General features: G+C 72.8%; 22 protein-coding genes. 15 read left to right on the top strand and 7 right to left on the bottom strand.

Features of this window, described 5'->3' with window-relative positions; all coding sequences use genetic code 11:
- The first annotated feature begins 43 nt into the window (after positions 1-43).
- The 5 genes from pheS (at position 44) to H0H10_RS33280 (ending at position 7,247) form a co-directional block, all read left to right on the top strand.
- Positions 44-1,165: a phenylalanine--tRNA ligase subunit alpha gene (gene pheS, locus H0H10_RS33300; protein ID WP_188184908.1), complete on the top strand. Its 1,122-nt coding sequence runs from the start codon at positions 44-46 to the stop codon at positions 1,163-1,165.
- The gene (gene pheT, locus H0H10_RS33295) at positions 1,165-3,678 is read left to right on the top strand and encodes a phenylalanine--tRNA ligase subunit beta (protein WP_188184907.1); all 2,514 of its coding nucleotides are present in this window, start codon (positions 1,165-1,167) and stop codon (positions 3,676-3,678) included. Before pheS ends, pheT begins: the two co-directional genes overlap by 1 nt.
- 155 nt (positions 3,679-3,833) lie before the next feature.
- Complete coding sequence (locus tag H0H10_RS33290) at positions 3,834-4,907, top strand: PP2C family protein-serine/threonine phosphatase (RefSeq protein ID WP_188184906.1); 1,074 nt, start codon at positions 3,834-3,836, stop codon at positions 4,905-4,907.
- A gap of 331 nt (positions 4,908-5,238) precedes the next feature.
- Positions 5,239-6,579: an NsdA family TPR-like regulatory protein gene (locus H0H10_RS33285; protein WP_188184905.1), complete on the top strand. Its 1,341-nt coding sequence runs from the start codon at positions 5,239-5,241 to the stop codon at positions 6,577-6,579.
- Positions 6,580-6,701: 122 nt separating this feature from the next.
- Positions 6,702-7,247 carry an NUDIX hydrolase gene (locus H0H10_RS33280; RefSeq protein ID WP_188184904.1) on the top strand — a complete coding sequence of 182 codons (546 nt, stop codon included), beginning with the start codon at positions 6,702-6,704 and terminating at the stop codon, positions 7,245-7,247.
- Positions 7,248-7,275: 28 nt separating this feature from the next.
- Here H0H10_RS33280 and H0H10_RS33275 read toward each other — a convergent pair whose 3' ends face one another.
- Positions 7,276-7,533 carry a hypothetical protein gene (locus tag H0H10_RS33275; RefSeq protein WP_188184903.1) on the bottom strand — a complete coding sequence of 86 codons (258 nt, stop codon included), beginning with the start codon at positions 7,531-7,533 and terminating at the stop codon, positions 7,276-7,278.
- Between the two features lie 195 nt (positions 7,534-7,728).
- Positions 7,729-8,601: a 3-hydroxybutyryl-CoA dehydrogenase gene (locus H0H10_RS33270; protein WP_309141946.1), complete on the bottom strand. Its 873-nt coding sequence runs from the start codon at positions 8,599-8,601 to the stop codon at positions 7,729-7,731.
- Between the two features lie 174 nt (positions 8,602-8,775).
- Here H0H10_RS33270 and H0H10_RS33265 point away from each other — a divergent pair, with 174 nt between their 5' ends.
- Positions 8,776-10,020: a glycoside hydrolase family 10-like protein gene (locus H0H10_RS33265; RefSeq protein WP_188184902.1), complete on the top strand. Its 1,245-nt coding sequence runs from the start codon at positions 8,776-8,778 to the stop codon at positions 10,018-10,020.
- A gap of 1 nt (position 10,021) precedes the next feature.
- Here H0H10_RS33265 and H0H10_RS33260 read toward each other — a convergent pair whose 3' ends face one another.
- Both H0H10_RS33260 and H0H10_RS33255 read right to left on the bottom strand, forming a co-directional pair.
- Entirely contained in the window at positions 10,022-10,216 is a 195-nt protein-coding gene (locus tag H0H10_RS33260) for a DUF1918 domain-containing protein (RefSeq protein WP_188184901.1), read from the bottom strand.
- Positions 10,217-10,244: 28 nt separating this feature from the next.
- Entirely contained in the window at positions 10,245-11,195 is a 951-nt protein-coding gene (locus H0H10_RS33255; protein ID WP_188184900.1) for a DMT family transporter, read from the bottom strand.
- Between H0H10_RS33255 and H0H10_RS33250 the strand changes: the two genes are divergently transcribed.
- The 3 genes from H0H10_RS33250 to H0H10_RS33240 all read left to right on the top strand — a co-directional run bounded on the left by H0H10_RS33250 (position 11,194) and on the right by H0H10_RS33240 (position 13,774).
- Positions 11,194-12,645: an aminotransferase-like domain-containing protein gene (locus H0H10_RS33250; RefSeq protein WP_188184899.1), complete on the top strand. Its 1,452-nt coding sequence runs from the start codon at positions 11,194-11,196 to the stop codon at positions 12,643-12,645. The genes H0H10_RS33255 and H0H10_RS33250 overlap by 2 nt on opposite strands.
- A 39-nt stretch (positions 12,646-12,684) precedes the next feature.
- Positions 12,685-13,125: a GNAT family N-acetyltransferase gene (locus H0H10_RS33245; protein ID WP_188184898.1), complete on the top strand. Its 441-nt coding sequence runs from the start codon at positions 12,685-12,687 to the stop codon at positions 13,123-13,125.
- Positions 13,126-13,198: 73 nt separating this feature from the next.
- Positions 13,199-13,774, top strand: a complete 576-nt coding sequence (locus tag H0H10_RS33240) for a histidine phosphatase family protein (RefSeq protein WP_188184897.1) — start codon at positions 13,199-13,201, stop codon at positions 13,772-13,774.
- A gap of 130 nt (positions 13,775-13,904) precedes the next feature.
- Here H0H10_RS33240 and H0H10_RS33235 read toward each other — a convergent pair whose 3' ends face one another.
- Positions 13,905-14,381, bottom strand: a complete 477-nt coding sequence (locus H0H10_RS33235) for a DUF6314 family protein (RefSeq protein WP_188184896.1) — start codon at positions 14,379-14,381, stop codon at positions 13,905-13,907.
- Between the two features lie 139 nt (positions 14,382-14,520).
- Here H0H10_RS33235 and H0H10_RS33230 point away from each other — a divergent pair, with 139 nt between their 5' ends.
- Entirely contained in the window at positions 14,521-16,995 is a 2,475-nt protein-coding gene (locus H0H10_RS33230; protein WP_188184895.1) for an alpha-L-arabinofuranosidase family protein, read from the top strand.
- A 70-nt stretch (positions 16,996-17,065) separates the two neighbouring features.
- Here H0H10_RS33230 and H0H10_RS33225 read toward each other — a convergent pair whose 3' ends face one another.
- Positions 17,066-17,617 carry a hypothetical protein gene (locus H0H10_RS33225; protein WP_188184894.1) on the bottom strand — a complete coding sequence of 184 codons (552 nt, stop codon included), beginning with the start codon at positions 17,615-17,617 and terminating at the stop codon, positions 17,066-17,068.
- A 208-nt stretch (positions 17,618-17,825) separates the two neighbouring features.
- Between H0H10_RS33225 and argC the strand changes: the two genes are divergently transcribed.
- Genes argC through H0H10_RS33200 form a run of 5 tightly spaced genes read left to right on the top strand, consistent with a single transcriptional unit; the run spans position 17,826 to position 22,656 of the window.
- Positions 17,826-18,854 (top strand): N-acetyl-gamma-glutamyl-phosphate reductase, encoded by a 1,029-nt coding sequence (gene argC / locus H0H10_RS33220; protein ID WP_188184893.1) that lies wholly within the window; start codon positions 17,826-17,828, stop codon positions 18,852-18,854.
- Positions 18,851-20,002, top strand: coding sequence for a bifunctional glutamate N-acetyltransferase/amino-acid acetyltransferase ArgJ (argJ, locus tag H0H10_RS33215; protein ID WP_188184892.1), 1,152 nt, complete (start codon positions 18,851-18,853; stop codon positions 20,000-20,002). Before argC ends, argJ begins: the two co-directional genes overlap by 4 nt.
- Positions 19,999-20,907 (top strand): acetylglutamate kinase, encoded by a 909-nt coding sequence (argB, locus tag H0H10_RS33210; protein ID WP_188184891.1) that lies wholly within the window; start codon positions 19,999-20,001, stop codon positions 20,905-20,907. Before argJ ends, argB begins: the two co-directional genes overlap by 4 nt.
- Positions 20,904-22,109 carry an acetylornithine transaminase gene (locus H0H10_RS33205; protein ID WP_188184890.1) on the top strand — a complete coding sequence of 402 codons (1,206 nt, stop codon included), beginning with the start codon at positions 20,904-20,906 and terminating at the stop codon, positions 22,107-22,109. Before argB ends, H0H10_RS33205 begins: the two co-directional genes overlap by 4 nt.
- A gap of 7 nt (positions 22,110-22,116) precedes the next feature.
- The gene (locus H0H10_RS33200) at positions 22,117-22,656 is read left to right on the top strand and encodes an arginine repressor (protein ID WP_188184889.1); all 540 of its coding nucleotides are present in this window, start codon (positions 22,117-22,119) and stop codon (positions 22,654-22,656) included.
- A gap of 291 nt (positions 22,657-22,947) precedes the next feature.
- On the opposite strand, the gene H0H10_RS33195 is transcribed toward H0H10_RS33200, so the two are convergent.
- Complete coding sequence (locus H0H10_RS33195) at positions 22,948-23,685, bottom strand: FAD:protein FMN transferase (RefSeq protein WP_188184946.1); 738 nt, start codon at positions 23,683-23,685, stop codon at positions 22,948-22,950.
- Between the last annotated feature and the right edge of the window lie 133 nt (positions 23,686-23,818).

Below are 23,818 nucleotides of genomic sequence, written 5' to 3'. Positions count from 1 at the left end.
GGTGACGGGGACCATCAGCCAGCAATCGGAAGCACGGGAAGAGATGTCGGCACCCAATAAGTCGTACGACCCTGTCGAGGTCGAGGCGTTGAAACCGGAAGAGATCGAGCGCATGCGGGACGAGGCGCTCGCCGCCTTCGCCGCCGCGGACTCCCTCGACGCGCTCCAGGAGGCCAAGGTCGCCCACACCGGCGGCACCTCCCCGCTGGCGCTGGCCAACCGCGAGATCGGCGCCCTGCCCCCGCACGCCAAGGCCGAGGCCGGCAAGCGCGTCGGCCAGGCCCGCGGCGCCGTGAACAAGGCCCTCGCCGCCCGCCAGGCCGAGCTGGAGGCCGAGCGCGACGCCCGCGTGCTGGTCGAGGAGGCCGTGGACGTCACGCTGCCCTACGACCGCGTGCCGGCCGGCGCCCGCCACCCGCTGACCACGCTGTCGGAGCGCATCGAGGACATCTTCGTGGCCATGGGCTACGAGGTCGCCGAGGGCCCCGAGGCCGAGGCCGAGTGGTTCAACTTCGACGCCCTGAACATCGGCCCGGACCACCCCGCCCGCGGCGAGGCCGACACGTTCTTCGTCCAGGGCCCCGGCGGCGGCTCCGAGTCCGGCGTCGTGCTGCGCACGCACACCTCGCCCGTGCAGATCCGCTCCCTGCTGGACCGCGAGCTGCCGGTCTACGTGATCTGCCCCGGCCGCGTGTACCGCACCGACGAGCTGGACGCCACGCACACCCCCGTCTTCCACCAGGTCGAGCTGCTCGCCGTCGACGAGGGCCTGACCATGGCGGACCTCAAGGGCACCCTGGACCACATGGTCCAGTCGCTGTTCGGCGAGGGCATGAAGACCCGGCTGCGGCCGAACTTCTTCCCCTTCACCGAGCCGAGCGCCGAGATGGACATGCTCTGCTACGTCTGCAAGGGCGAGTCCGTCGGCAACCCCGACCGGCCCTGCCGCACCTGCTCCAGCGAGGGCTGGATCGAGCTCGGCGGCTGCGGCATGGTCAACCCGCGGGTGCTCACCGCCTGCGGCGTCGACCCGGAGAAGTACAGCGGCTTCGCCTTCGGGTTCGGCATCGAGCGGATGCTGATGTTCCGCCACAACGTCGAGGACATGCGAGACATGGTCGAGGGTGACGTCCGGTTCACCCGGCCGTTCGGGATGGAGATCTGATGCGGGTCCCGCTTTCTTGGCTGCGGGAGTACGTCGACCTGCCGGCCACGGAGACCGGTCGTGACGTGCAGGCCAAGCTGATTTCGGCCGGCCTGGAGGTCGAGACCGTCGAGCACCTCGGCGCCGACCTCAAGGGCCCGCTGGTCGTCGGCCAGGTGCTGACCATCGAGGAGCTGGAGGGCTTCAAGAAGCCGATCCGCTTCTGCACCGTCGACGTCGGGCAGGCCAACGGCACCGGCGAGCCCCAGGAGATCGTCTGCGGCGCCCGCAACTTCGCCGTCGGCGACAAGGTCGTCGTGGTCCTCCCCGGCGCCACCCTGCCGGGCGGCTTCTCGATCTCCGCGCGCAAGACCTACGGCAAGGTCTCGCACGGCATGATCTGCTCCAGCGACGAGCTGGGCATGGGCGACGACGGCACCCACGGCATCATCGTGCTGCCGCCGGAGACCGAGGTCGGCCGCGACGCCATCGAGCTGCTGGAACTGGTCGACGAGGTCCTGGACATCGCCGTCACCGCCAACCGCGGCGACTGCCTGTCCATCCGCGGCGTCGCCCGCGAGACCGCCATCGCCTACGGCCTGCCGCTGCGCGACCCGGCACTCCTCGACGTGCCGGGGCCGAACGCCTTCGGCTACCCGGTGAAGATCGCCGACCCCATCGGCTGCGACCGCTTCACCGCCCGCACGGTGACCGGGCTGAGCCCCGAGGCCCGCTCCCCGATCTGGCTCCAGCGGCGGCTGCAGAAGGTCGGCATGCGCCCGATCTCGCTCGCCGTCGACGTCACCAACTACGTGATGATGGAGCTGGGCCAGCCGCTGCACGCCTACGACCGCGGGCTCGTCCAGGGCACCATCGGCGTGCGCCGGGCCGAGGAGGGCGAGAAGATCGTCACCCTCGACGGCGTCACCCGCACCCTGCACGCCGAGGACCTGGTCATCACCGACGACCGCGGCCCGATCGGCCTCGCCGGTGTCATGGGCGGCGCCAACACCGAGATCGCCGACCACGACGACCTGGAGAACGCCACGTCCGACGTGGTCATCGAGGCCGCCCACTTCGACCAGGTCTCGATCGCGCGCACCGCCCGCCGCCACAAGCTGTCCTCGGAGGCGTCCCGGCGCTTCGAGCGCGGCGTCGACCCGCAGGCCGCGGCAGCCGCCGCCCAGCGCACCGTCGACCTCCTCGTGCTGCTCGCGGGCGGTACCGCCGAGGCCGGCGTCACCGAGATCAGCGCCCCGTCCGCACCGCGCACCATCACCGTCCCGGCCGACCACCCGGACAAGGTCGCGGGCGTGACGTACGGCCGTGAGACCGTCGTCCGCCGCCTCCAGGAGGTCGGCTGCGACGTGTACGGGCAGGACGAGCTGATCGTCACCGTGCCGTCCTGGCGGCCCGACCTCACCGACCCGAACGACCTCGCCGAAGAGGTCATCCGCCTGGAGGGCTACGAGAACCTGCCCTCCACCCTGCCGAGGCCGCCGGCCGGGCGCGGCCTGACCTCCCGGCAGCGGCTGCACCGCCGGGCCGGCCGGGCGCTGGCCGGGGCCGGTTACGTCGAGGCGCTGAACTACCCGTTCATCAGCGAGCAGGTCTTCGACCAGCTCGGCCTGGACGCCGACGACCCGGCCCGCCGTGTCGTCAGGCTGGTCAACCCGCTCAGCGACGAGGAGCCGGTGCTGCGCACCTCGCTGCTGCCGGGTCTGCTCGGCGCGCTGCGCCGCAACGACGGCCGTGGCAGCCACGACCTGGCGCTGTTCGAGACCGGGCTGGTCTTCCACCCGCGCGACGAGCAGCGGGTCGCCGCCAACCTGCCCGTCGACCGGCGCCCCGGCGACGAGGACCTGGCCGGGCTGAACGCCGCGCTGCCCGACCAGCCGCGGCACGCCGCCGTCGTCCTGGCCGGAGCCCGCGAGCAGGCCGGCTGGTGGGGCAAGGGCCGCCCGGCCGACTGGGCCGACGCGGTCGAGGCCGCCCGGACCGTCGCCCGCGAGGCCGGTGCCGAACTGACTGTCCGCAAGGGCCAGTACGGGCCGTGGCACCCGGGCCGCTGCGCCGAGCTGGTCGTCACCGTCGACGGCGAGGACCGGATCGTCGGCCACGCCGGCGAGCTGCACCCGCGCGTCCTGAAGGCCCTCGGCCTGCCCGCGCGCACCTGCGCGATGGAGCTGGACCTGGACACCGTGCAGCGGGCCGGCGACGGCATCCCGCAGGCACCGGGCATCTCCACCTTCCCGGTCGCCACGCAGGACGTCGCCCTGGTCGTCGACGCGTTCGTCCCCGCGGCGGACGTCGAGGCCGCGCTGCGCGAGGGCGCCGGCGAACTGCTGGAGTCGATCCGGCTGTTCGACGTCTACGACAACGCGGAGCAGCTCGGCGAGGGCCGCAAGTCCCTGGCGTACGCGCTGCGCTTCCGCGCCGCCGACCGGACACTGACCGTCGACGAGGCGTCGGCCGCCCGCGACGCGGCGGTTGCCCTCGCGGGTGAGCGCACGGGGGCGGTGCTGCGGAGCTAGGCGCGCGACGCCCTCCGGGGCGCCGCCGTCACTCTCACTCATTCGGGTGACAATCCCGGGCGAACTGGCCCTTCCGGGCCATGCCGTCGACAGAATCGGACCGGCCTTTCGGGGCCGGTCCGATTCTGTCAGGGCCTGACTGGGGGGCCATGGGCATGATCCGCATCAAGGCTGGGGTCCCCCGCAGGACGCGGCCCCGCACGCACTCCCGGCCGCCCGCCCGCCCGCGCCGGCGTCCGCTGTCCCGGGCGTTCGCGCTGGGGCTGCCCACGGCCTGGGGCGCCACGGCGCTCACCTTCAAGCTGGCCTGTCCGCTCGCCCAGCAGTACGGGCTCGGAGCCCGCATCGTCACCGGCGCCGTGTTCTTCGCCGTGGGCACCGGTCTGGTGCTCCACGTCCGGCGGACGCTGCTGCGGGAACTGCGTCAGGTCCGCCGGGTCGCGGGCGCGGCGCAGAGCGCGCTGCTGCGGCCGCTGCCCCCGCACATCGGCGGCCTGGACGTGGCCGCCGTACAGCTCTCGGCCGACCGCGGCGCCACGATCGGCGGCGACCTGTACGAGGCGGTCGGCACCGAGCACGGCGTACGGGTGGTGATGGGCGACGCGCGGGGGCACGGGCTCGCCGCCGTGGGCACGGCCGCCGCCGTCCTCGGCAGTTTCCGGGAGGCGGTGTACGACGAGCCGGACCTCGGCGGCGTGCTGCGCCGACTGGAGCGGGCCCTGGCCCGTCATCTGCGCGCGCGGTCCTCCGACGGCCCGGACGCCGAGGAGTTCGTCACCGTCCTGCTGCTGGAGATCCGCCCCGACGGCGAGGTGCGCGCGCTGAACTGCGGCCATCCGTGGCCGTACGTACTGCGGGACAAGGACATCGAACCCCTGGCCCGCGCCGACCCCCTCCCGCCGCTCGGCCTGTTCCCACTGCCTCCCGAACTGCCGACCGTGGACTGCCGGCACCTGCTCCCGGGCGAGGCGCTCCTGTTGCACACGGACGGGGCGGAGGATGCCCGAGATGCCCGCGGCCGGTTCTTTCCGCTGCCGGAGGTACTGGCCGAGGCCATGGGCGAACAGCCGCGCTCACCCGAGGCCGTCCTGCGCGACATCGTCACCGCACTCCTGCACCACACGGATGGTGCCCCCGCCGATGACGTCGCCTTGCTCATGCTGAGCAACGACGGCGCCCCGTCAGGGGCGCGGGACGCCGGCATCAGCGGCTCCGCCGCGCGGGCGTGACAAGCCACGACGGCGCCGCGGCCGACAACGCACCTGTGACGCCCGGCGCGTAGTCACCCGCGTTGCCGGCGGAGCCGTCCGCCCCGCCACGGAGTGTCGGGCAGGCAGCTGGGCGGACGGCGCGCAATCGGGCCGCCGCACTGTACGAGGGGGAGCCGGCGGCCCGGCCGGCCTCTTTCGAGGCAGTTCAGTCAACCGGTAAGGAACTGTGCGCAACAGCGCGCGCACAGCATGGATTCGCGTACTCCGTTCACACCCCGTGTGAAGACCGGCCCACACCCGAACGGCAAGCCACTACTCTGACGGCACCGAGTCACTCCGGGGGGCACCCATGCAGCCCAACACTCTGCTCGACGCGATCCTGGACGAGGCCGGGATCTCGCACGCGGGACTGGCCGCGCACGTCAACCAGGCGGGACGGGCCCGCGGGCTCTCCCTCAGGTACGAACACACCGCCGTCGCCCGGTGGCTGAAGGGGCAGCGGCCGCGCGGCCAGGTGCCCGACCTGATCTGCGAGGTCCTCGCGGCCCGGCTGCACCGGCCCGTCACCCTCGACGACATCGGTCTCGGCGTGCCCGGCGAGCCGGCCGCCGCGCACACCGGCTCGCTGTCCGGGTTCGTCGAGCGGGCCACCGCGCTGTGGCGCTCCGACCAGCAGCAGCGCCCGCACATCCTGGGCGCGCCCGCGCTCACCGGCACGCCCGCCGTGATGCCGGTGTGGGAGTGGGAGAACCCGCCCGAGGACGTGGACGTCTCCCGCGGCGGCCGGCACCGGGTCACCGCGGCCGACCTGGAGATGCTGCGCTCGGCCCGCACGCACTACGAGCAGATGTACCGGAAGGCCGGCGGCGTGGCGACCCGCGCCCGCATCGTCGGCTTCCTCAACTCCGAGGCCGCCCCGCTGCTGCGCGGCGGCTACACCGATGCCACCGGCCGCCAGCTCCACCGGGCCACCGGCGGGCTGGTCGCGGTCGCCGGCATCTGCGCGTACGACTCCGACGCGCACGGCCTCGCCCAGCGCTACTTCCACCAGGCCCTCAGGCTCGCGAAGGCGAGCGGCGACCGGGGACTCGGCGCCTACGTCATCGCGCTGCTGGTCAACCAGGCGCTGTTCATGCGCGAGTACCGGCAGGCCGTCGCCTTCGCCGAGGCGGCCCTGCGGGCCGCCGGCCGGCACATCACCCCGGCGCTCGCCTCCGACCTGTACGCGATGCAGGCGAAGGCGTACGCCCACCTCGGCGACGGCACGAGCGCCCTGTCCTGCATCCGCCGGGCCGAGCAGGCCGCGGAACGCATCCGGCGCGGATACGAGCCCGACGAGACCGGCTACGTCCAGCCCGGGCTCGTCAACGTCCAGGTGGCGGAGGCGCTGCTCAGTCTCGGCGAAGTGGCGGCGGCGGCCGAGCACGCCGCGGCGGCCGTCGGCAACCCGGCGCACGACCGGGGCCGGGTGCACCGGCTGGCCATGCTCAGCACGATCGAGCTGCGCCGGGGCAACGCCGACAAGGCGGTGGCCACGGCCGTGCAGATGGCCGAGCAGGCCCGGGGGATGGAGTCCCAGCGCCTGCGCGACAGACTCCGGGCGGTGCGCGACCACCTGGTGCGCAGCGGCTGCGCGGGCACGGCCGAGGCGGCCGAGCTCATCGACGGGGCACTGCGCGTACCGCTGTAACGCCGTGCGCCCGTGACGGGTCCGCTGCGCCCGCCGCTGCGCCGTGAGCGGTTGCCGTGCGCCTGCTGTCAGACCGTTCCGGCTGCGATATTGCCATCTACTCAGCGGAAGGTGGCAGAACCGTGCAGTGGACGAAACAGAACGAACAGCCTGTGTACTCAAACCGCTGGTTCAGCGTCAATCTCGCCGATGTCGCGCTACCGGACGGCCGCCATCTCGACCACTTCCTCATACGGATGCGGCCGGTCGCCGTCGCCACGGTGGTCAACGAGGCCAACGAGGTCCTCCTGCTGTGGCGGCACCGCTTCATCACCGACAGCTGGGGGTGGGAACTCGCGGCCGGCGTCGTCGAGGACGGCGAGGACGTCGCCCGCGCGGCGGCCAGGGAGCTGGAGGAGGAGACCGGCTGGCGGCCGGGACCGCTGCACCACCTCATGAGCGTGGAGCCGTCCAACGGGCTCACCGACGCCCGGCACCACATCTACTGGGCCGACCAGGGCGAGTACGTCGGACACCCCGTGGACGACTTCGAGTCGGACCGCCGGGAATGGGTCCCCCTCAAGCTCGTTCCCGACATGGTCGCCCGCGGGGAGGTCCCGGCCGCCAACATGGCGGCCGCGTTGCTCCTGCTGCACCACCTCCGGCTCGGCCAGGACACCGGGCCCTGAGTCCCCCCGCCGCCGCAGGGCCGGTGGCCTAGCGGCCGAGCGCCTGCCAGACGGCGACGACGAGGGCCCCCACCGCGGTGACGGCGGTGACCGCGGGCAGCGGCCAGCGGGCGTGCTCCAGGGTGACGAGGCGGGTGCTCAGCTCGTCCAGTTCCTTGGCGGTCTCCTCGGTGCGGTGGCTGAGCAGGGCCAGTCCGCCCTCGACGCGGGCGTAGGCGACGTCGAGGCGGCGCCGTAACTCTGCGAGTTCTCCAGGGACGGCGGGTTGCCCGGGATCGGCGGTCACGAATCCGCTCCTTTCGTGGTCGAACGGTTGTTGGATCACATCCCTTGCATGCGCATGGTGAGTCAACCCCCCTGGTGGGCGCGTGGGGAGAGTGTGCGAGGGGCATATGCGTGCCCGGTGCGCACACGGTGTGTGAATGCCGCGGGCCCGGCACCTCGCCAGGTGCCGGGCCCGCGCAGCGGTCGCTGCGTGTAGTCAGCCGTAGGTGTAGAAGCCGGAACCGGTCTTGCGGCCGAGCCGGCCCGCGTCGACCATCCGCTGGAGCAGCGGGGGAGCGGCGTACAGCGGCTCCTTGTACTCCTCGTACATCGAGTGCGCGACCGAGGCCACCGTGTCCAGGCCGATCAGGTCGGACAGCTTCAGCGGGCCCATCGGGTGGGCGCAGCCCATCTCCATGCCGTTGTCGATGTCCTCGCGGCTGGCGATGCCCGACTCGAACATCCGGATCGCGGAGAGCAGGTACGGGATCAGCAGCGCGTTCACCACGAACCCGGAGCGGTCCTGGGCGCGGATGGCGTGCTTGCCGAGCACCTTCTCCGTGAAGAGCTGGGCCCGGCTGAGCGTGCCCTCGGAGGTGGTGAGCGCCGGGATCAGCTCGACGAGCTGCTGCACGGGGGCCGGGTTGAAGAAGTGGATGCCGATGACGTGGTCCGGCCGCGAGGTGGCGACCGCCAGCTTCACCAGCGGGATCGAGGAGGTGTTGGAGGCCAGGATCGCGTCCGGGCGCGTCACGATCTGGTCGAGCACCTGGAAGATCTCGGTCTTGACCTGCTCGTTCTCGACCACGGCCTCGATCACCAGGTCGCGGTCGGCGAACTCGCCCAGATCGGTGGTGAAGCTCAGGCGCGCCTGCGTCGCGTCCCGCTCCTCCTCGGTGATCTTGCCGCGCTCGGCGGCCTTGGCGAGGGAGTTGAACAGCCGGGTCCGGCCGATCTCCAGGGCCTCGCCGGTGGTCTCGGCGACCATGACCTCCAGGCCGGAGCGGGCGCACACCTCGGCGATGCCCGCCCCCATCTGACCGCAGCCGACCACGCCGACGCGTGCGATATCTCCCGAGATGCCGGTCACATCGTCCCTTTCGCTGATCTACGGCTGAGGCAGGTCCGCCGGGGTCCCCGGCGCCTGCTCCGATCGTGCACGTTACCCCCGAAGTGCCGCCGATCCCTCGTCCGGGTCGGGCATGCTGGGCTTCCGTCCACGATCCGTGACCGTACGGATCCCCAGCGTTGTGGAGGTCTCCCCATGGGCCGTGTCTCGCGTCGTGCCTTCGCGGTGGCGGCGTTGTCGGCGCTCACGACGGCGTCACGGGCGTCGGCGGTGCCGTCGGCGGACCCCGCCCCCGGGGCCCCGGGCCGGGCCCTCACCGAGATGCGGGGCATGTGGCTGGCGACCGTGGTCAACCGCGACTGGCCCACCCGGCAGGGGCTGAGCGCGTCCGAGCAGCGCGCCGAGCTGATCGGCCACCTCGACACGGCGGTCCGGTACCGGCTCAACACGGTGATCCTCCAGGTCCGCCCGACGGCCGACGCCCTGTGGCCGTCGGCCCACGAGCCGTGGTCGCAGTACCTGTCCGGCAGCCAGGGCCGCGCCCCGGGCTGGGACCCGCTGGGCACGGCCGTGAAGGAGGCCCACGCGCGCGGCCTGGAGCTGCACGCCTGGTTCAACCCGTACCGCGTCGCCGTGCACGACGAGCCGACCCGGCTCATCCCGTCCCACCCCGCCCGCCGGCACCCCGACTGGGTGGTGCCGTACGGCGGGAAGCTCTACTACAACCCGGGGCTGCCCCAGGTCCGGGCCTTCGTGCAGGACGCGATGATGGACGCGGTGGCGAAGTACCCCGTGGACGGCGTCCACTTCGACGACTACTTCTACCCGTACCCGGTGGCGGGCCGGACCTTCGACGACGCCGCGGCCTACCGGGCCCACGGCGGCGGCTTCTCCAGCAGGGCCGCGTGGCGGCGGGACAACATCGACCGGCTGGTGCGCGAGACCGCGGCCCGCGTCAAGAAGATCCGGCCCACGGCCCGCTTCGGCATCAGCCCCTTCGGGGTGTGGCGCAACGCGGCCACCGACCCGCGCGGCTCGGACACCCGGGCGGGCGTGCAGACGTACGACGACCTGTACGCGGACACCCGCAAGTGGGTGCGGGAGGGCTGGATCGACTACATCGTCCCGCAGCTGTACTGGAACATCGGCCTGGCCGCCGCCGACTACGCCAAGCTCCTGCCCTGGTGGGCCGACGTGGCCAAGGGCAGCCGCACCAAGCTGTACGTGGGAGAGGCCCTGTACAAGGCGGGCGACCCCGCACAGCCCGCCGCCTGGCAGGACGCGGCCGAGCTGTCCCGTCACCTGACACTGGCCGAGCGCCATCCCCAGGTGCGCGGGCACGTCTTCTTCGCGGCGAAGGATCTCGCGGAGGACCGGATCGGCGCGATGGCACGCGTGGCCGCCGACCATTACGGGCGGCCGGCCGACCCCCCGCGCTGAGTCACGTCCGTATCTCCTTGTGCCGGATCTCGGTGTCGGGGCCGGGGGAGCACACGGCCTCGTGCCCGTCCTCGAAGCGGACGCGGTACGGGGGGTTGCCTTCCTGGCCCATCACTTCGACGATCTCGCCGACCTTGTCGTGCTGGCCGACCACCCGGCCGTGCTGTACGAGCTGGTCGCCCTTGGTTGCGTGCATCTGCGAGGCCTCCTCACCTGTGTGCCGCTCAGCCTCGGGCCCGCTGGGTGACCGCGATGCACACCAGCACCGCGGCCGCCGTCAGCGGGGCGGCCACCGTCAGGTGCTCGCCCAGGAGCAGCACCGACCACACCAGTGTGAGCAGCGGCTGGGCCAGCTGCAACTGGCTGGCCTTCGGAATGCCGATGACCGCCATGCCCCGGTACCAGACGACCAGGCCGAGGAACTGCGAGCCCGCCGCCACCCACAGCAGTCCCGTCACGCTGTGCGCCGTCAGGTGGACGGGCTCGTACGCCAGCGCCACCGCGGCCGCGGGCACGGCGAGCGGCACGCACAGCACCAGCGCCCAGCCGATGACCTGCCAGCCCGGCATCACCCGGGCCAGCCGGCCGCCCTCGGTGTAACCGGCCGCGCACACCAGCAGCGCCGCGAAGAGGTAGGCGTCGGCCGAGGTGAGGGCGCCGCCGCTCTGCTGCACGGTGAAGGCGACCACGGCCGCGGCGCCCGCCAGGGCCGCGATCCAGAAGGTGCGCGAGGGTCGGGTGCCCATGCGCAGGGCGGACAGCAGCGCGGTCGTCAGCGGGAGCAGGCCGACCACGACGGCCGCGTGCGCGGTGGTCGAGGTCTGCAGGGCCAGCGTGGTGAGCAGGGGGAAGCCGAGGACCACCCCGCCGGCCACCACCGCGAGGCCCGCCCAGTGCCGCCGGTCGGGCAGCGCCGCCCCGACCGCCAGCAGACAGCCGCCGGCGATCAGGGCGGCGAGGACGCTGCGCACGGCCACCAGGGACCAGGGCCCGAAGCCCTCCAGGCCCCAGGCGGTGGCGGGGAACGTGAGGGAGAAGGCGGTGACGCCGAGGGCCGCCTGGAGGGTGCCGACGGACGCACGCGCCGGGGCGGACGCTTCCGCCGTGCCACGGGCCCCGCTCGGGTCGCTGACCGCTATCTTCGACGGTTCGGTAGCGCTACTCTGTGCTCTCATGCATGAGCGTAGCAGTGTCGGTGAGCTGGCGAACCAGTTGCGGCGGGAGCTCGACCGCTACTCGCCGGGAGGAAAGCTCCCGTCCAGTCGAGCCCTCGTCGAGAGGTTCCGGGTGAGCCCGGTGACCGTGTCGCGCGCCCTGGCGCAGCTGGCCGCCGAGGGGCTGGTGGTCACCCGGCCCGGCGCGGGAGCCTTCCGGGCCCGGCCGCGCCCCTCCGGCGGGCCCGCCGGGGACACCTCCTGGCAGGAGGTCGCGCTCAGCGCCGACGGCGCCGCCGATCTCGTACCGCGCTCGGTGGACGCCTCCGGTGTGCTGGCCTCGCTGACCGCTCCGTCGCCCGGTGTGGTGGAGTTCAACGGGGGCTATCTGCACCCGTCGCTGCAGCCGGAGCGGGCGATGGCGGCGGCGCTCTCGCGGGCGGGCCGCCGCCCCGGCGCCTGGGGCCGCCCGCCGATGGAGGGGCTGTTCGAGCTGCGGGAGTGGTTCGCGCGCAGCATCGGCGGGGCCGTCACGGCCGCCGAGGTGCTGGTCACCGCCGGCGGCCAGTCCGCGCTCACGACCGCCCTGCGCGCGCTGGCGCCGCCCGGCGCTCCCGTCCTCGTCGAGTCGCCCACCTACCCCGGCATGCTGGCCATCGCCCGGGCGGCCGGCCTGCGCCCGGTCCCCGTCCCCGTGGACGCCGACGGCGTGCGGCCCGCCCTGCTCGCCGACGCCTTCCGTGCGACCGGCGCCCGCGTCTTCGTCTGCCAGCCCCTGTTCCAGAACCCGACCGGCGCCGTGCTCGCCCCCGGGCGGCGCGGTGAGGTGCTGCGCATCGCGCGCGAGGCCGGCGCCTTCGTCGTCGAGGACGACTTCGTACGACGGCTGGTGCACGAGGACGCGGGGCCGCTGCCGCGTCCCCTCGCCGCCGACGACCCGGACGGCGTCGTCGTCCACGTCGGCTCCCTGACCAAGGCGACCTCGCCCAGCTTCCGGGTGAGCGCCCTGGCGGCCCGCGGCCCCGTGCTGGAACGGCTGCGGGCCATCCAGGTCGTCGACACCTTCTTCGTGCCCCGGCCCCTCCAGGAGGCGGCGCTCGAACTCGTCGGCTCGCCCGCCTGGCCGCGTCATCTGCGTGCCCTGTCGGCGGAGTTGAAGGCACGCCGGGACATGATGACGTCCGCGCTGCGGCTGCACCTGCCGGACCTGTCACTGCCCCACATCCCGTCCGGCGGCTACCACCTGTGGCTGCGGCTGCCCGACGGCATGTCCGAGCCGGCGCTGACGGCGGCGGCCCTGCGGGCGGGCGTCGCGGTCACGCCCGGGCGCCCGTACTTCAGCGCGGAACCCCCCGCCGCACACATCAGGCTGAGCTTCGCGGCGGTCGCGGGCGGCGAGGAGATCGCCGAGGGCGTACGGCGCCTGCGCACGGCCTGTGCCGAGGTGGCGGCGCCCCCGGCCACGCGATAAACGGTCGACGCCGGCCCCCCGGCCTGCGAGCATCCGGGCATGACCGACACGCCGAGCCTGCCCGAGGGCTACGAGATCTCCACCGACCCCGAACGGATCGACGCCGGACGCGTGCACCACTGGCTGTCCGGCGACGCATACTGGGCGATCGGCCGCCCGCGCGAGAAGCAGGACCGGGCGATCGAGGGATCGCTCAACTTCGGCGTGTACGAGGCGCTGACGGGCGAGCAGGTGGCGTACGCCCGGGTCGTCACCGACCGGGCGACCTTCGCGTGGCTGTGCGACGTGTACGTCGACCCCTCGGTGCGGGGCAAGGGTCTGGGAACGGCGCTGGTCGGAGCCGTGCGCGAGCACCTGCGGCCGTACGGCCTGCGGCGCATCCTGCTCGCCACGCACGACGCGCACGGCGTCTACGAGAAGCTGGGCTTCGCGGCGCTGGAGCGGCCGGACCAGTGGATGGCGCTCGCCTTCGACCGGTGAGCCGCGGCGTACTCAGGGTGACCCACAGGTAACACCCCTTGACCAGCGTACTTCCGCGGCCCACCATCACCGCATGGCGCTTCGGGTCACGTTCGTCGCGGCCGCACGCAGCTCCCCGCTGCTCGCGGAACGCTTCGAGGACGACCGGCCGCTGGACGGGGCCGGCTGGGAAGAGGTGCTGCGTGCCGCCGGCGGGCTGCTGCCCCTCGCGGCGGCCGAACTGCGCTACTGCTCGCCCACGCCCCGCAGCCGCGCCACCGGTGACGCCCTCGGCTACGCCCCCCTCGTCCAACTGGCCCTGCGCGAGTGCGACATGGGCCGCTGGCGCGGCATGACGCTCGGCGAGGCGATGGCCCGGGAGCCGGAGGCGGTGGACGCCTGGCTCGCCGACCCGCGCTCCGCCCCGCACGGCGGCGAGTCACTGCTGGGCCTCATCACCCGCGTCGGCGGCTGGCTCGACACCCGGCCCGGCGAGGCCGACGGCAGCATCGTCGCCGTGGCCGAGCCCTCGGTGATCCGGGCCGCGCTGGTGTACGCCCTGAAGGCGCCGCCGGCGACCTACTGGAACCTGGACGTCCGCCCCCTGTCCACGACCACCGTCACCGGCCGCGCGGGCCACTGGAACCTGCGGTTCGACGGGGCGGCCTAGGTGAACTGTCCGGCACGCCGGCCGGCGAGCCGGTCGCGTGGCGTCTTCCTCGCTCCGGGCCCTCGCTCCGGCGACGCGGGCCCGCGTGCGTCCTGCGGACCCACGCGCAGGGTGCCGTGCGGGGCCCTCTTCACGGGCCGGGCGGGACGGTGCGGGGCGGGGACTGGGGCTCGCGGGTGAGGTCCGTGGTCAGCAGCAGGTCCTTGGCCGGGCCGCGCACGCGCCACACGGTCCGCCAGTGGTCGCGGTCCCGGACGGTGAACTCGCCGCGGTAGAGGTCCGCGGCGCAAGGGTGGTCGGCCACGTGGTGCCCCGAGGACAGGTCCAGGGCGTGGAACGGGCGGCCGTCCGCGAAGCGCACGTCGGCCGCGGCCGGCGTGGCGCCCGGCTCGAAGCGCAGCGTCCGCTCGGCGGGACGGGTCACGCCGTGCCAGGTGAAGGCGCCGGACTCCCGGCTCAGCAGCCCCCCGCCCGCCGACGCCTCGAACACGGTGGTCCCCTCGAAGCGGCCCTCGTCGCCGCTCGCCAGATCCCGCACGGACCGCTCGGTGCGCCACCGCCCCGCGAGATACGCCAGCACGTCCGGCACCGGCCACAACTCGCCCATTTCCCGCCCGCTTTCCGTCCCGCGACCCGTTGGTTGCTGCGCGACCCATTGACGCGCTTGCACCCCCTCCCTATCTTGCCGTTCGAAGTGCTGATCAATGTCCGATATTTCGAACGACCGTAAGAGCCGCGGAGTATCCATGTCACGCACCCGCCTGAGACTCGGTCTCGGCGTCACCGCCCTTCTGACGGCCTCGGCCCTGCTGCCGACGCCCGCGCAAGCGGAGGCCGTCACCGACTACGCGATCACCCTCGACCCGGCCGCGCGCGGAGCCGCGATCGACGACACCATGTACGGCGTCTTCTTCGAGGACATCAACCGGGCCGCCGACGGCGGCCTGTACGCCGAGCTGGTGCAGAACAGGTCCTTCGAGTACTCCACCGCCGACAACTCCTCGTACACCCCGCTCACCGCCTGGACGGCCGACGGCACCGCCGAGGTCGTGAACGACGGCGGACGGCTCAACGAACGCAACCGCAACTACCTCTCGCTGGGGGCCGGTTCGTCCGTCACGAACGCCGGTTACAACACCGGCGTCCGCGTCGAGAAGGGCAAGCGGTACGACTTCTCGGTGTGGGCCCGCGCCGAGAGCGGCACCACCCTCACCGTCACCCTCAAGGACGCCGCGGGCACCCTGGCGAACGTCCGCCAGGTCGCCGCGAAGGGCGGCTGGCGCAAGTACACCGCCACCTTCACCGCGACCCGGACCAGCAACCGCGGCCGCCTCGCCGTCGCCACCACCGCGCCCGTGGCGCTCGACATGGTGTCGCTGTTCCCGCGCGAGACCTACAAGAACCAGCCGAACGGCCTGCGCAAGGACCTCGCCGAGAAGATCGAGGCGCTCAACCCGGGCTTCCTGCGCTTCCCCGGCGGCTGCCTGGTCAACACCGGCTCCATGGAGGACTACAGCGAGGCATCCGGCTGGCAGCGCAAGCGGGCCTACCAGTGGAAGGACACCATCGGCCCGGTCGAGGAGCGCGCCACCAACGCCAACTTCTGGGGCTACAACCAGAGCTACGGCCTCGGCTACTACGAGTACTTCCGCTTCGCCGAGGACATCGGCGCCATGCCGCTGCCCGTCGTCCCCGCCCTGGTGACCGGCTGCGGCCAGAACAAGGCCGTCGACGACGAGGCGCTGCTGAAGCGGCACATCCAGGACACCCTGGACCTCATCGAGTTCGCCAACGGCCCGGCCACCTCGAAGTGGGGCAAGGTCCGCGCCGAGATGGGCCACAGCAAGCCCTTCGGCCTCACCCACATCGGGGTCGGCAACGAGGAGAACCTCCCGAGGGAGTTCTTCGCCCGCTTCCAGCAGTTCCGGGCCGCCATCGAGGCGAAGTACCCGGACATCACCGTGATCTCCAACTCCGGCCCGGACGACTCCGGCACGACCTTCGACACCGCCTGGCAGCTGGGCCGCGAGGGCAAGGTCGACATGGTCGACGAGCACTACTACAACAGCCCGCAGTGGTTCCTGCAGAACAACGACCGCTACGACTCCTACGACCGCAAGGGCCCCAAGGTCTTCCTCGGCGAGTACGCCTCCCAGGGCAACGCCTGGAAGAACGCCCTGTCCGAGGCCGCGTACATGACCGGCCTGGAGCGCAACGCGGACGTCGTCAAGCTCGCCTCCTACGCCCCGCTGCTCGCCAACGAGGACTACGTGCAGTGGCGGCCGGACCTGATCTGGTTCAACAACCGCGCCTCCTGGAACTCGGCCAACTACGAGGTCCAGAAGCTGTTCATGAACAACACCGGCGACCGGGTCGTCCCGTCGAAGGCCACCGGCACCCCGGACGTCAGCGGCCCCATCACCGGCGCCGTCGGCCTGTCCACGTGGGCGACCAGCGCGGCGTACGACGACGTGAGGGTCACCTCGGCGGACGGGACGGCGCTGCTGACCGACGACTTCTCCGGTGACGCCTCGAAGTGGACGCACTCCGGGGCCGGCTCCTGGACCGTCCAGGACGGCCAGTACGTCCAGACCGACGCCGCCGCCGAGAACACCATGGTCACGGCCGGCGACCCGGCCTGGAAGGACTACGACCTGCACGTGAAGGCCACCAAGAAGTCCGGCAAGGAGGGCTTCCTGATCGCCTTCGGCGTCAAGGACACCGGCAACTACTACTGGTGGAACCTGGGCGGCTGGAACAACACCCAGTCCGCCGTCGAGCAGGCCTCGGACGGCGCCAAGTCGACGCTGCTGACCAAGGCCGGCTCGATCGAGACGGGCCGCGCCTACGACATCGACATCAAGGTGCGGGGCCGCCAGGTCACCCTCTACCTCGACGGCCAGGAGTGGGGCAGCTTCACCGACGACAAGCCGGCCGAGCCCTTCCGCCAGATCGTCACCGAGGACGCGCGCACCGGCGAGCTGATCGTCAAGGTCGTCAACGCCCAGGACCGGGCCGCGCGCACGGCCGTCGACCTCGGCGGCGCCAAGGTCGCCTCCAGCGCCCGGGTCACCACGCTGGCCGCCGACCAGGACGCGGTGAACACCGAGACGGACACGCCGGTCACCCCGGTGACGTCCACCTTCCGGGGGGTGGCACCGGAATTCACGTACACCTTCCCGGCGAACTCCGTGACGTTCATGAGGATCAGGCAGGGATAGCGCGGTGCGGTGGGCCTCCGTTCCACCCCCGTGGGGACGGCGGCCCACCGCTGCGCCGGGCGGACACGGCCTAGCGTGCCGCCCGCAGGCTGTAGCGGCCGTCGACCACCTCCATGTCGGCGGCCGGTGCCATGCACCTGGTCAGCAGCGGTTCCCCCTTGGCCGTCGCTCCGGACAGGCCGACGCGGGCGGTGCCGCCCGGGGGGACGTGGAAGCTCACACCCATGCGGGTGTGCGGCTCCAGCTCCGTGCGCCAGACATGGCCGGGGCTCGTGCGGACGAGCCGGCCGGTCACCGTGGCGGTGGGACCGCCGGTGGTGAGGCAGTCCACCTCGAAGTCGCCCCAGTGATCCCGGCCGCCCACGACGTGGGAGATGCGGAAGGTGCCCCAGGAGCGGACGGGGAAGCTGCCCGGGCCGTAGGCGGCATGGGCGTCGACGCTCACCCGGACCTCCTCCTCGGCGACCGGGTAGCCGAGCCGCGCCGTCCCCTGGAGCGAGGCCGCGGCGGACCTGGGCGGTGCGGTCGTCTCGGGCGGTACGGGCGTCGATGCGGCGGCCGGGACCGCGACCGCGGCGACGAGCGCGAGAACGGCGGCGGCGCGCAGGGTGTGCTTCAGCACGACAGGGCTCCCATCGATGAGGGGTCCGGGATTCACGGACACCTCGATCGTCCTGGTCGCCCGCTTCCCGGACGTCCCCCGGGAGGCGGGTCCGTCTCCGTCCGCCGGGTGAGGCGTCCTCCGACCCGAGGCCGAGCACCCGCCGGTCACCTTCATTGCATAAAAGTGCGGTGCAGCGTATAGTCATGCCATCCAGGAGGAGGATTCCATGGCAGTACGTGCGGCAGTGGCCGGAGCGAGCGGATACGCGGGCGGGGAACTGCTGCGCCTGCTGCTCGCACACCCCGAGGTCCGGATCGGTGCCCTGACCGGCAACTCCAACGCCGGACAGCGGCTCGGCGCGCTGCAGCCGCACCTGCTGCCCCTCGCCGACCGCGTCCTGGAGCCGACCACGGCCGAGGTCCTCGCCGGGCACGACGTCGTCTTCCTCGCGCTGCCGCACGGCCAGTCCGCCGCCGTCGCCGAGCAGCTCGGGCCGGACGTCCTGGTCGTCGACATGGGCGCCGACTTCCGGCTCAAGGACGCCGGCGACTGGGAGAGGTTCTACGGCTCCCCGCACGCCGGCACCTGGCCCTACGGCCTCCCCGAACTGCCGGGTGGCCGCGCCGCGCTGGAGGGGTCCAAGCGCATCGCGGTGCCCGGTTGCTACCCCACCGCCGTGTCGCTGGCGCTCTTCCCCGCCTACGCGGCCTCCCTCGCCGAGCCCGAGGCCGTGATCGTCGCCGCCTCCGGCACCTCCGGCGCGGGCAAGGCACCCAAGCCGCACCTGCTGGGCAGCGAGGTCATGGGCTCAATGTCGCCGTACGGCGTCGGCGGCGGCCACCGGCACACCCCCGAGATGATCCAGAACCTCGGCGCGGTGGCCGGCGAGCCCGTCACCGTCTCCTTCACCCCGACCCTCGCGCCGATGCCCCGCGGCATCCTCGCCACCTGCAGTGCCAAGGCCCGCGACGGTGTCACCGGCGAGTCCGTCCGCGCCGCCTACGAGAAGGCCTTCGCCGACGAGCCCTTCGTCCACCTGCTTCCCGAGGGCCAGTGGCCCGCGACGGCGTCCGTCCACGGTTCGAACGCCGTTCAGGTGCAGGTCGCGTACGACGCGGCCGCGGGGCGGATCATCGCGATCAGCGCCATCGACAACCTGACCAAGGGCACCGCGGGCGGTGCCGTCCAGAGCATGAACATCGCCCTGGGTCTCGACGAGACCACCGGACTGACGACGATCGGAGTTGCGCCGTGAGCGTGACGGCAGCGAAGGGATTCACGGCGGCGGGCATCGCCGCCGGGATCAAGGAGAACGGCAACCCCGACCTGGCCCTCGTGGTCAACAACGGCCCCCGCCGCGCCGCCGCGGGCGTCTTCACCTCCAACCGCGTCAAGGCCGCCCCCGTCCTGTGGTCCGAGCAGGTCCTCAAGAGCGGGCAGCTGGCGGCCGTGGTCCTCAACTCCGGCGGCGCCAACGCCTGCACGGGACCGAAGGGCTTCCAGGACACCCACGCCACCGCCGAGAAGGCCGCCGAGCTGCTGGGCGTGGGCGCGGGAGAGGTCGCCGTCTGCTCGACGGGACTCATCGGCGTCCTGCTCCCCATGGACAAGCTGCTCCCGGGCGTCGAGACGGCCGCCGGCCTGCTCTCCGAGCACGGCGGCGAGAAGGCCGCCATCGCCATCAAGACCACCGACACCGTGCACAAGACGTCCGTCGTCACCAAGGACGGCTGGACCGTCGGCGGCATGGCCAAGGGTGCCGGCATGCTCGCCCCGGGCCTGGCCACCATGCTCGTCGTCCTCACCACGGACGCCGACCTGGACGCCGGGACGCTCGACAAGGCGCTGCGCGCCGCCACCCGGGTGACCTTCGACCGGGTCGACTCCGACGGCTGCATGTCCACCAACGACACCGTCCTGCTGCTGGCCTCGGGCGCCTCGGGCATCGCCCCGGAGTACGCGGAGTTCGCCGAGGCCGTCCGCACCGTCTGCGACGACCTCGGGCAGCAGCTCATCCGGGACGCCGAGGGCGCCAGCAAGGACATCAAGGTCGAGGTGGTGAACGCCGCGACCGAACAGGACGCCGTCCAGGTGGGCCGCACCATCGCCCGCAACAACCTCCTCAAGTGCGCCATCCACGGCGAGGACCCCAACTGGGGCCGCGTCCTGTCCGCCATCGGCACCACCGACGCCGCCTTCGAGCCCGACCGGCTCAACGTCGCCATCAACGGCGTCTGGGTGTGCAAGAACGGCGGCGTCGGCGAGGACCGCGAGCTGGTCGACATGCGCTACCGCGAGGTGCACATCGTCGCCGACCTCGCGGCCGGCTCCGAGACCGCGACCATCTGGACCAACGACCTCACCGCCGACTACGTCCACGAGAACAGCGCCTACTCCTCATGAGCACTACGCGTAAGCACACCGCCCTGCCCAAGGCGCAGACCCTCATCGAGGCGCTGCCGTGGCTCGTCCGGCACAACGGCAAGACGGTCGTCATCAAGTTCGGCGGCAACGCCATGGTCGACGAGGACCTGAAGGCCGCGTTCGCGCAGGACGTCGTCTTCCTCCACCACGCCGGCCTCAAGCCGGTCGTCGTGCACGGCGGCGGACCGCAGATCAGCGCCGCCCTCGACAGGCACGGCATCGTCAGCGAGTTCAAGGCCGGCCTGCGCGTCACCACAGAGGACGCCATGGACGTCGTACGCATGGTGCTGGCCGGGCAGGTGCAGCGCGAGCTGGTCGGGCTGCTCAACCAGCACGGACCGCTGGCCGTGGGGCTGACGGGCGAGGACGCGCACACCATCACCGCCACCAAGCACCAGCCCGAGATCGACGGCGAGTTCGTCGACATCGGACGGGTGGGCGAGATCACCGAGATCGACACCGGCGCCATCGAGGCGCTGCTCGCCGACGGCCGCATCCCGGTCGTCTCGTCGATCGCCCGCTCCCAGGACGATCACCATGTCTACAACGTCAATGCTGATACGGCGGCTGCGGCACTCGCTGCGGCACTGGGCGCCGAGACCCTCATGGTCCTCACCGACGTCGAGGGCCTCTACGAGGACTGGCCGAACTCCGACGAGGTGATCAGCCGCCTCACCGCTTCCCAGCTGGAGAAGCTGCTGCCGGAGCTGTCCTCCGGCATGGTCCCGAAGATGGAGGGCTGCCTGCACGCCGTGCGCAACGGCGTGACCACCGCCCGCGTCATCGACGGCCGGGTCCAGCACTCGATCCTGCTGGAGATCTTCACCGACGAGGGCATCGGCACGATGGTCGTGCCCGACGAGAACGAGGGGGATGCCGTATGACCAACCAGGAACTGACCGCGCGGTGGCAGAGCGCGCTCATGAACAACTACGGCACCCCGAGGCTCCCGCTGGTCCGCGGTGAGGGCGTGAAGCTCTGGGACGCCGACGGCAAGGAGTACCTGGACTTCGTCGGCGGCATCGCGGTCAACGCGCTCGGTCACGCCCACCCGGCCGTGGTCGAGGCCGTGAGCCGGCAGATCGCGTCGCTCGGCCACGTCTCCAACCTGTTCATCGCCGAGCCGCCCGTCGCGCTCGCCGAACGGCTCCTCACGCACTTCGGCCGCGACGGCAAGGTCTACTTCTGCAACTCCGGCGCGGAGGCCAACGAGGGCGCCTTCAAGATCGGCCGGCTGACCGGGCGGACGCACATGGTCGCCACGCAGGGCGGCTTCCACGGCCGCACCATGGGAGCCCTGGCGCTGACCGGCCAGCCCGGCAAGCAGCAGCCGTTCCTGCCGCTGCCCGGCGACGTCACGCACGTGCCCTACGGCGACGCCCAGGCCCTGGCCGCGGCGGTCACCGAGGAGACGGCCCTGGTCGTCATCGAGCCGATCCAGGGCGAGAACGGGGTCGTCGTGCCGCCCGCCGGGTACCTCAAGGCGGCGCGTGCCATCACCGCCGCCACCGGTGCCCTGCTGGTGCTGGACGAGGTGCAGACCGGCATCGGCCGGACCGGGCACTGGTTCGAGTACCAGGCCCACGAGGGCGTCCTGCCCGACGTCGTCACCCTCGCCAAGGGGCTCGGCGGCGGGCTGCCGCTGGGCGCCACCGTCGCCTTCGGCCGGGCCGCGGAACTGCTCCAGCCCGGCCAGCACGGCACGACCTTCGGCGGCAACCCGGTCGCCTGCGCCGCCGGACTCGCCGTCCTGGACACGATCGCCGGCGAGGGACTGCTGGACAACGTCAAGCGGCAGGGCGAGAAACTGCGCGGCGGGATCGAGGCCCTCGGCCACCCGTTGGTCAGCCACGTCCGGGGCGCGGGACTCCTCCTGGGTATCGTGCTCACCGAGCCGCTCGCGCCCAAGGTGCAGCAGGCGGCTCAGGACGCCGGAATCCTCGTGAACGCGCCCGCACCCGATGTCGTACGGCTGATGCCGCCGCTGACCCTCGGTGACGACGCGGTGGACGCCTTCCTCGGGGCTCTGCCCGGCATCCTTGACCAGGCCGACGCGGCCCATGGGGACGGACGATCCGGAGAATGAGACGACGATGAGCCAGGCGCAGGACCACGAGCAGACCGCAGGGCCTGCCGTACCGCAGACCCGCACCGCACGCCACCGCCGGATCGTGGACATCCTCAACCGGCAGGCGGTCCGCTCGCAGAGCCAGCTGGCGAAGCTGCTCGCCGACGACGGGCTGACCGTCACCCAGGCGACGCTCTCGCGCGACCTCGACGAGCTGAACGCGGTGAAGATCCGCAACAACGACGGCGACCTGATCTACGCGGTACCCAGCGAGGGGGGCTTCAGGACCCCTCGGGCCCCGCTGGGGGAGTCGGCGAAGGAGGAGCGGATGCGGCGGCTGTCGCAGGAGCTGCTGATCTCCGCCGAGGCCTCCGCCAACCTCGTGGTCCTGCGCACCCCTCCGGGCGCCGCGCAGTTCCTGGCCTCGGCGATCGACCAGGCGGAGCTGCACGACATCCTGGGGACGATCGCCGGCGACGACACGCTGCTGCTCATCAGCCGGGACCCGACGGGCGGCCAGGCACTCGCGGATCATCTGCTGCGGTTGGCCCAGAACGGGCACTGAGCGCCGCGACGGCTCGTGCCGTCGGCGGGTACGGGTGCCCGGCGGCCGTTCGCGCAGTTCCCCGCGCCCCTGACGCGTTGCAGCGTGGCCGGCCCCAACGGCCCCGCAGCTGCGGGCAGTCGTGCCTCCCCCAGTGCCTGAACGGCCTGGGAGGTACCCCCAGGGCGGCACGGGTGGGCGATGGGGGTCCCCCCGCTCGAGCGAAGCCGAGAGCGGGGGAGGCACCCCGCCAACGCGGGCGAGTGGAACGCCGGTACCCCAGCAGCGGCGCCGGTCACCAGGAAACGGCGCTCACCCCAGCCACCCCGCCAGACCCCCCGTGCACCGCACCTCGTCCCCCGCAGTAACCAACAGCGCCTCCACCCCGTCCAGGGACTCCAGCCACCGCAGCCCCTCCCGCGACCCCATCGCGAACGCCGCCGTCGCCCAGCAGTCCGCCCAGGTCAGCCGCGGCGCCACCACGGTCACGGCCACCAGGTCGGTCACCGCGGAGCGACCCGTGCGCGGATCGACGATGTGCGCCCCCCGCTCGGCGGTGCCGGACGTCGCGACGGCCAGCTCGTCCGCCCCGGCGGCGGAGACGACCGCCGCGAGGCCCCCCGGCCGCAGCGGGTCGGACACCCCCACCCGCCACGGACGCCCGCCTCCCGGCGCACCGAGGAGCTGGACGTCCCCGCCACCGTTCACGCTGACCCCGAGCGCGCCCGCGGCCAGCACCCGCCGTGCCGCACGCTCCACGGCCCAGCCCTTGACGATCCCGGTCGGGTCGAGGCGGCCCGCGTACGACGTGCTGAACCAGCCCTCGCTCACCCGCTCCGCCTCGGCCGCGAGCGCCAGCACCTCGGCGACCTCCGCGGCGCACTCGGCGGCGGCCGGCTCGCCCCGGGCCAGCCGGGAGACCTGACTGTCCTCCCGGTAGGTGCTGAACACCTCGTCGGCCCGGTGCAGCCCGGCGACCGCCTCGTCGAGCGCCGCACGAACGGCATCGGGATCCCCGCCGCGGACGTCGAAGGAGAAGACGGTCCCCATCGTCTCCTCCACACGCCGCACCGCGGCGGGAGCCTGCGAGGACCCGGCCACCCCCTCAGCCACGGGCCCGGTCCAGGGCGGACTGGAGGGACCGCTGGTATCCGGTGCTGGTGTAGGTGGCTCCGGAGACGGT

It is taken from the genome of Streptomyces griseicoloratus (assembly GCF_014534645.1).
Lineage (GTDB): Bacteria > Actinomycetota > Actinomycetes > Streptomycetales > Streptomycetaceae > Streptomyces > Streptomyces griseicoloratus.
This window is presented reverse-complemented; position numbering and strand designations above follow the sequence as displayed.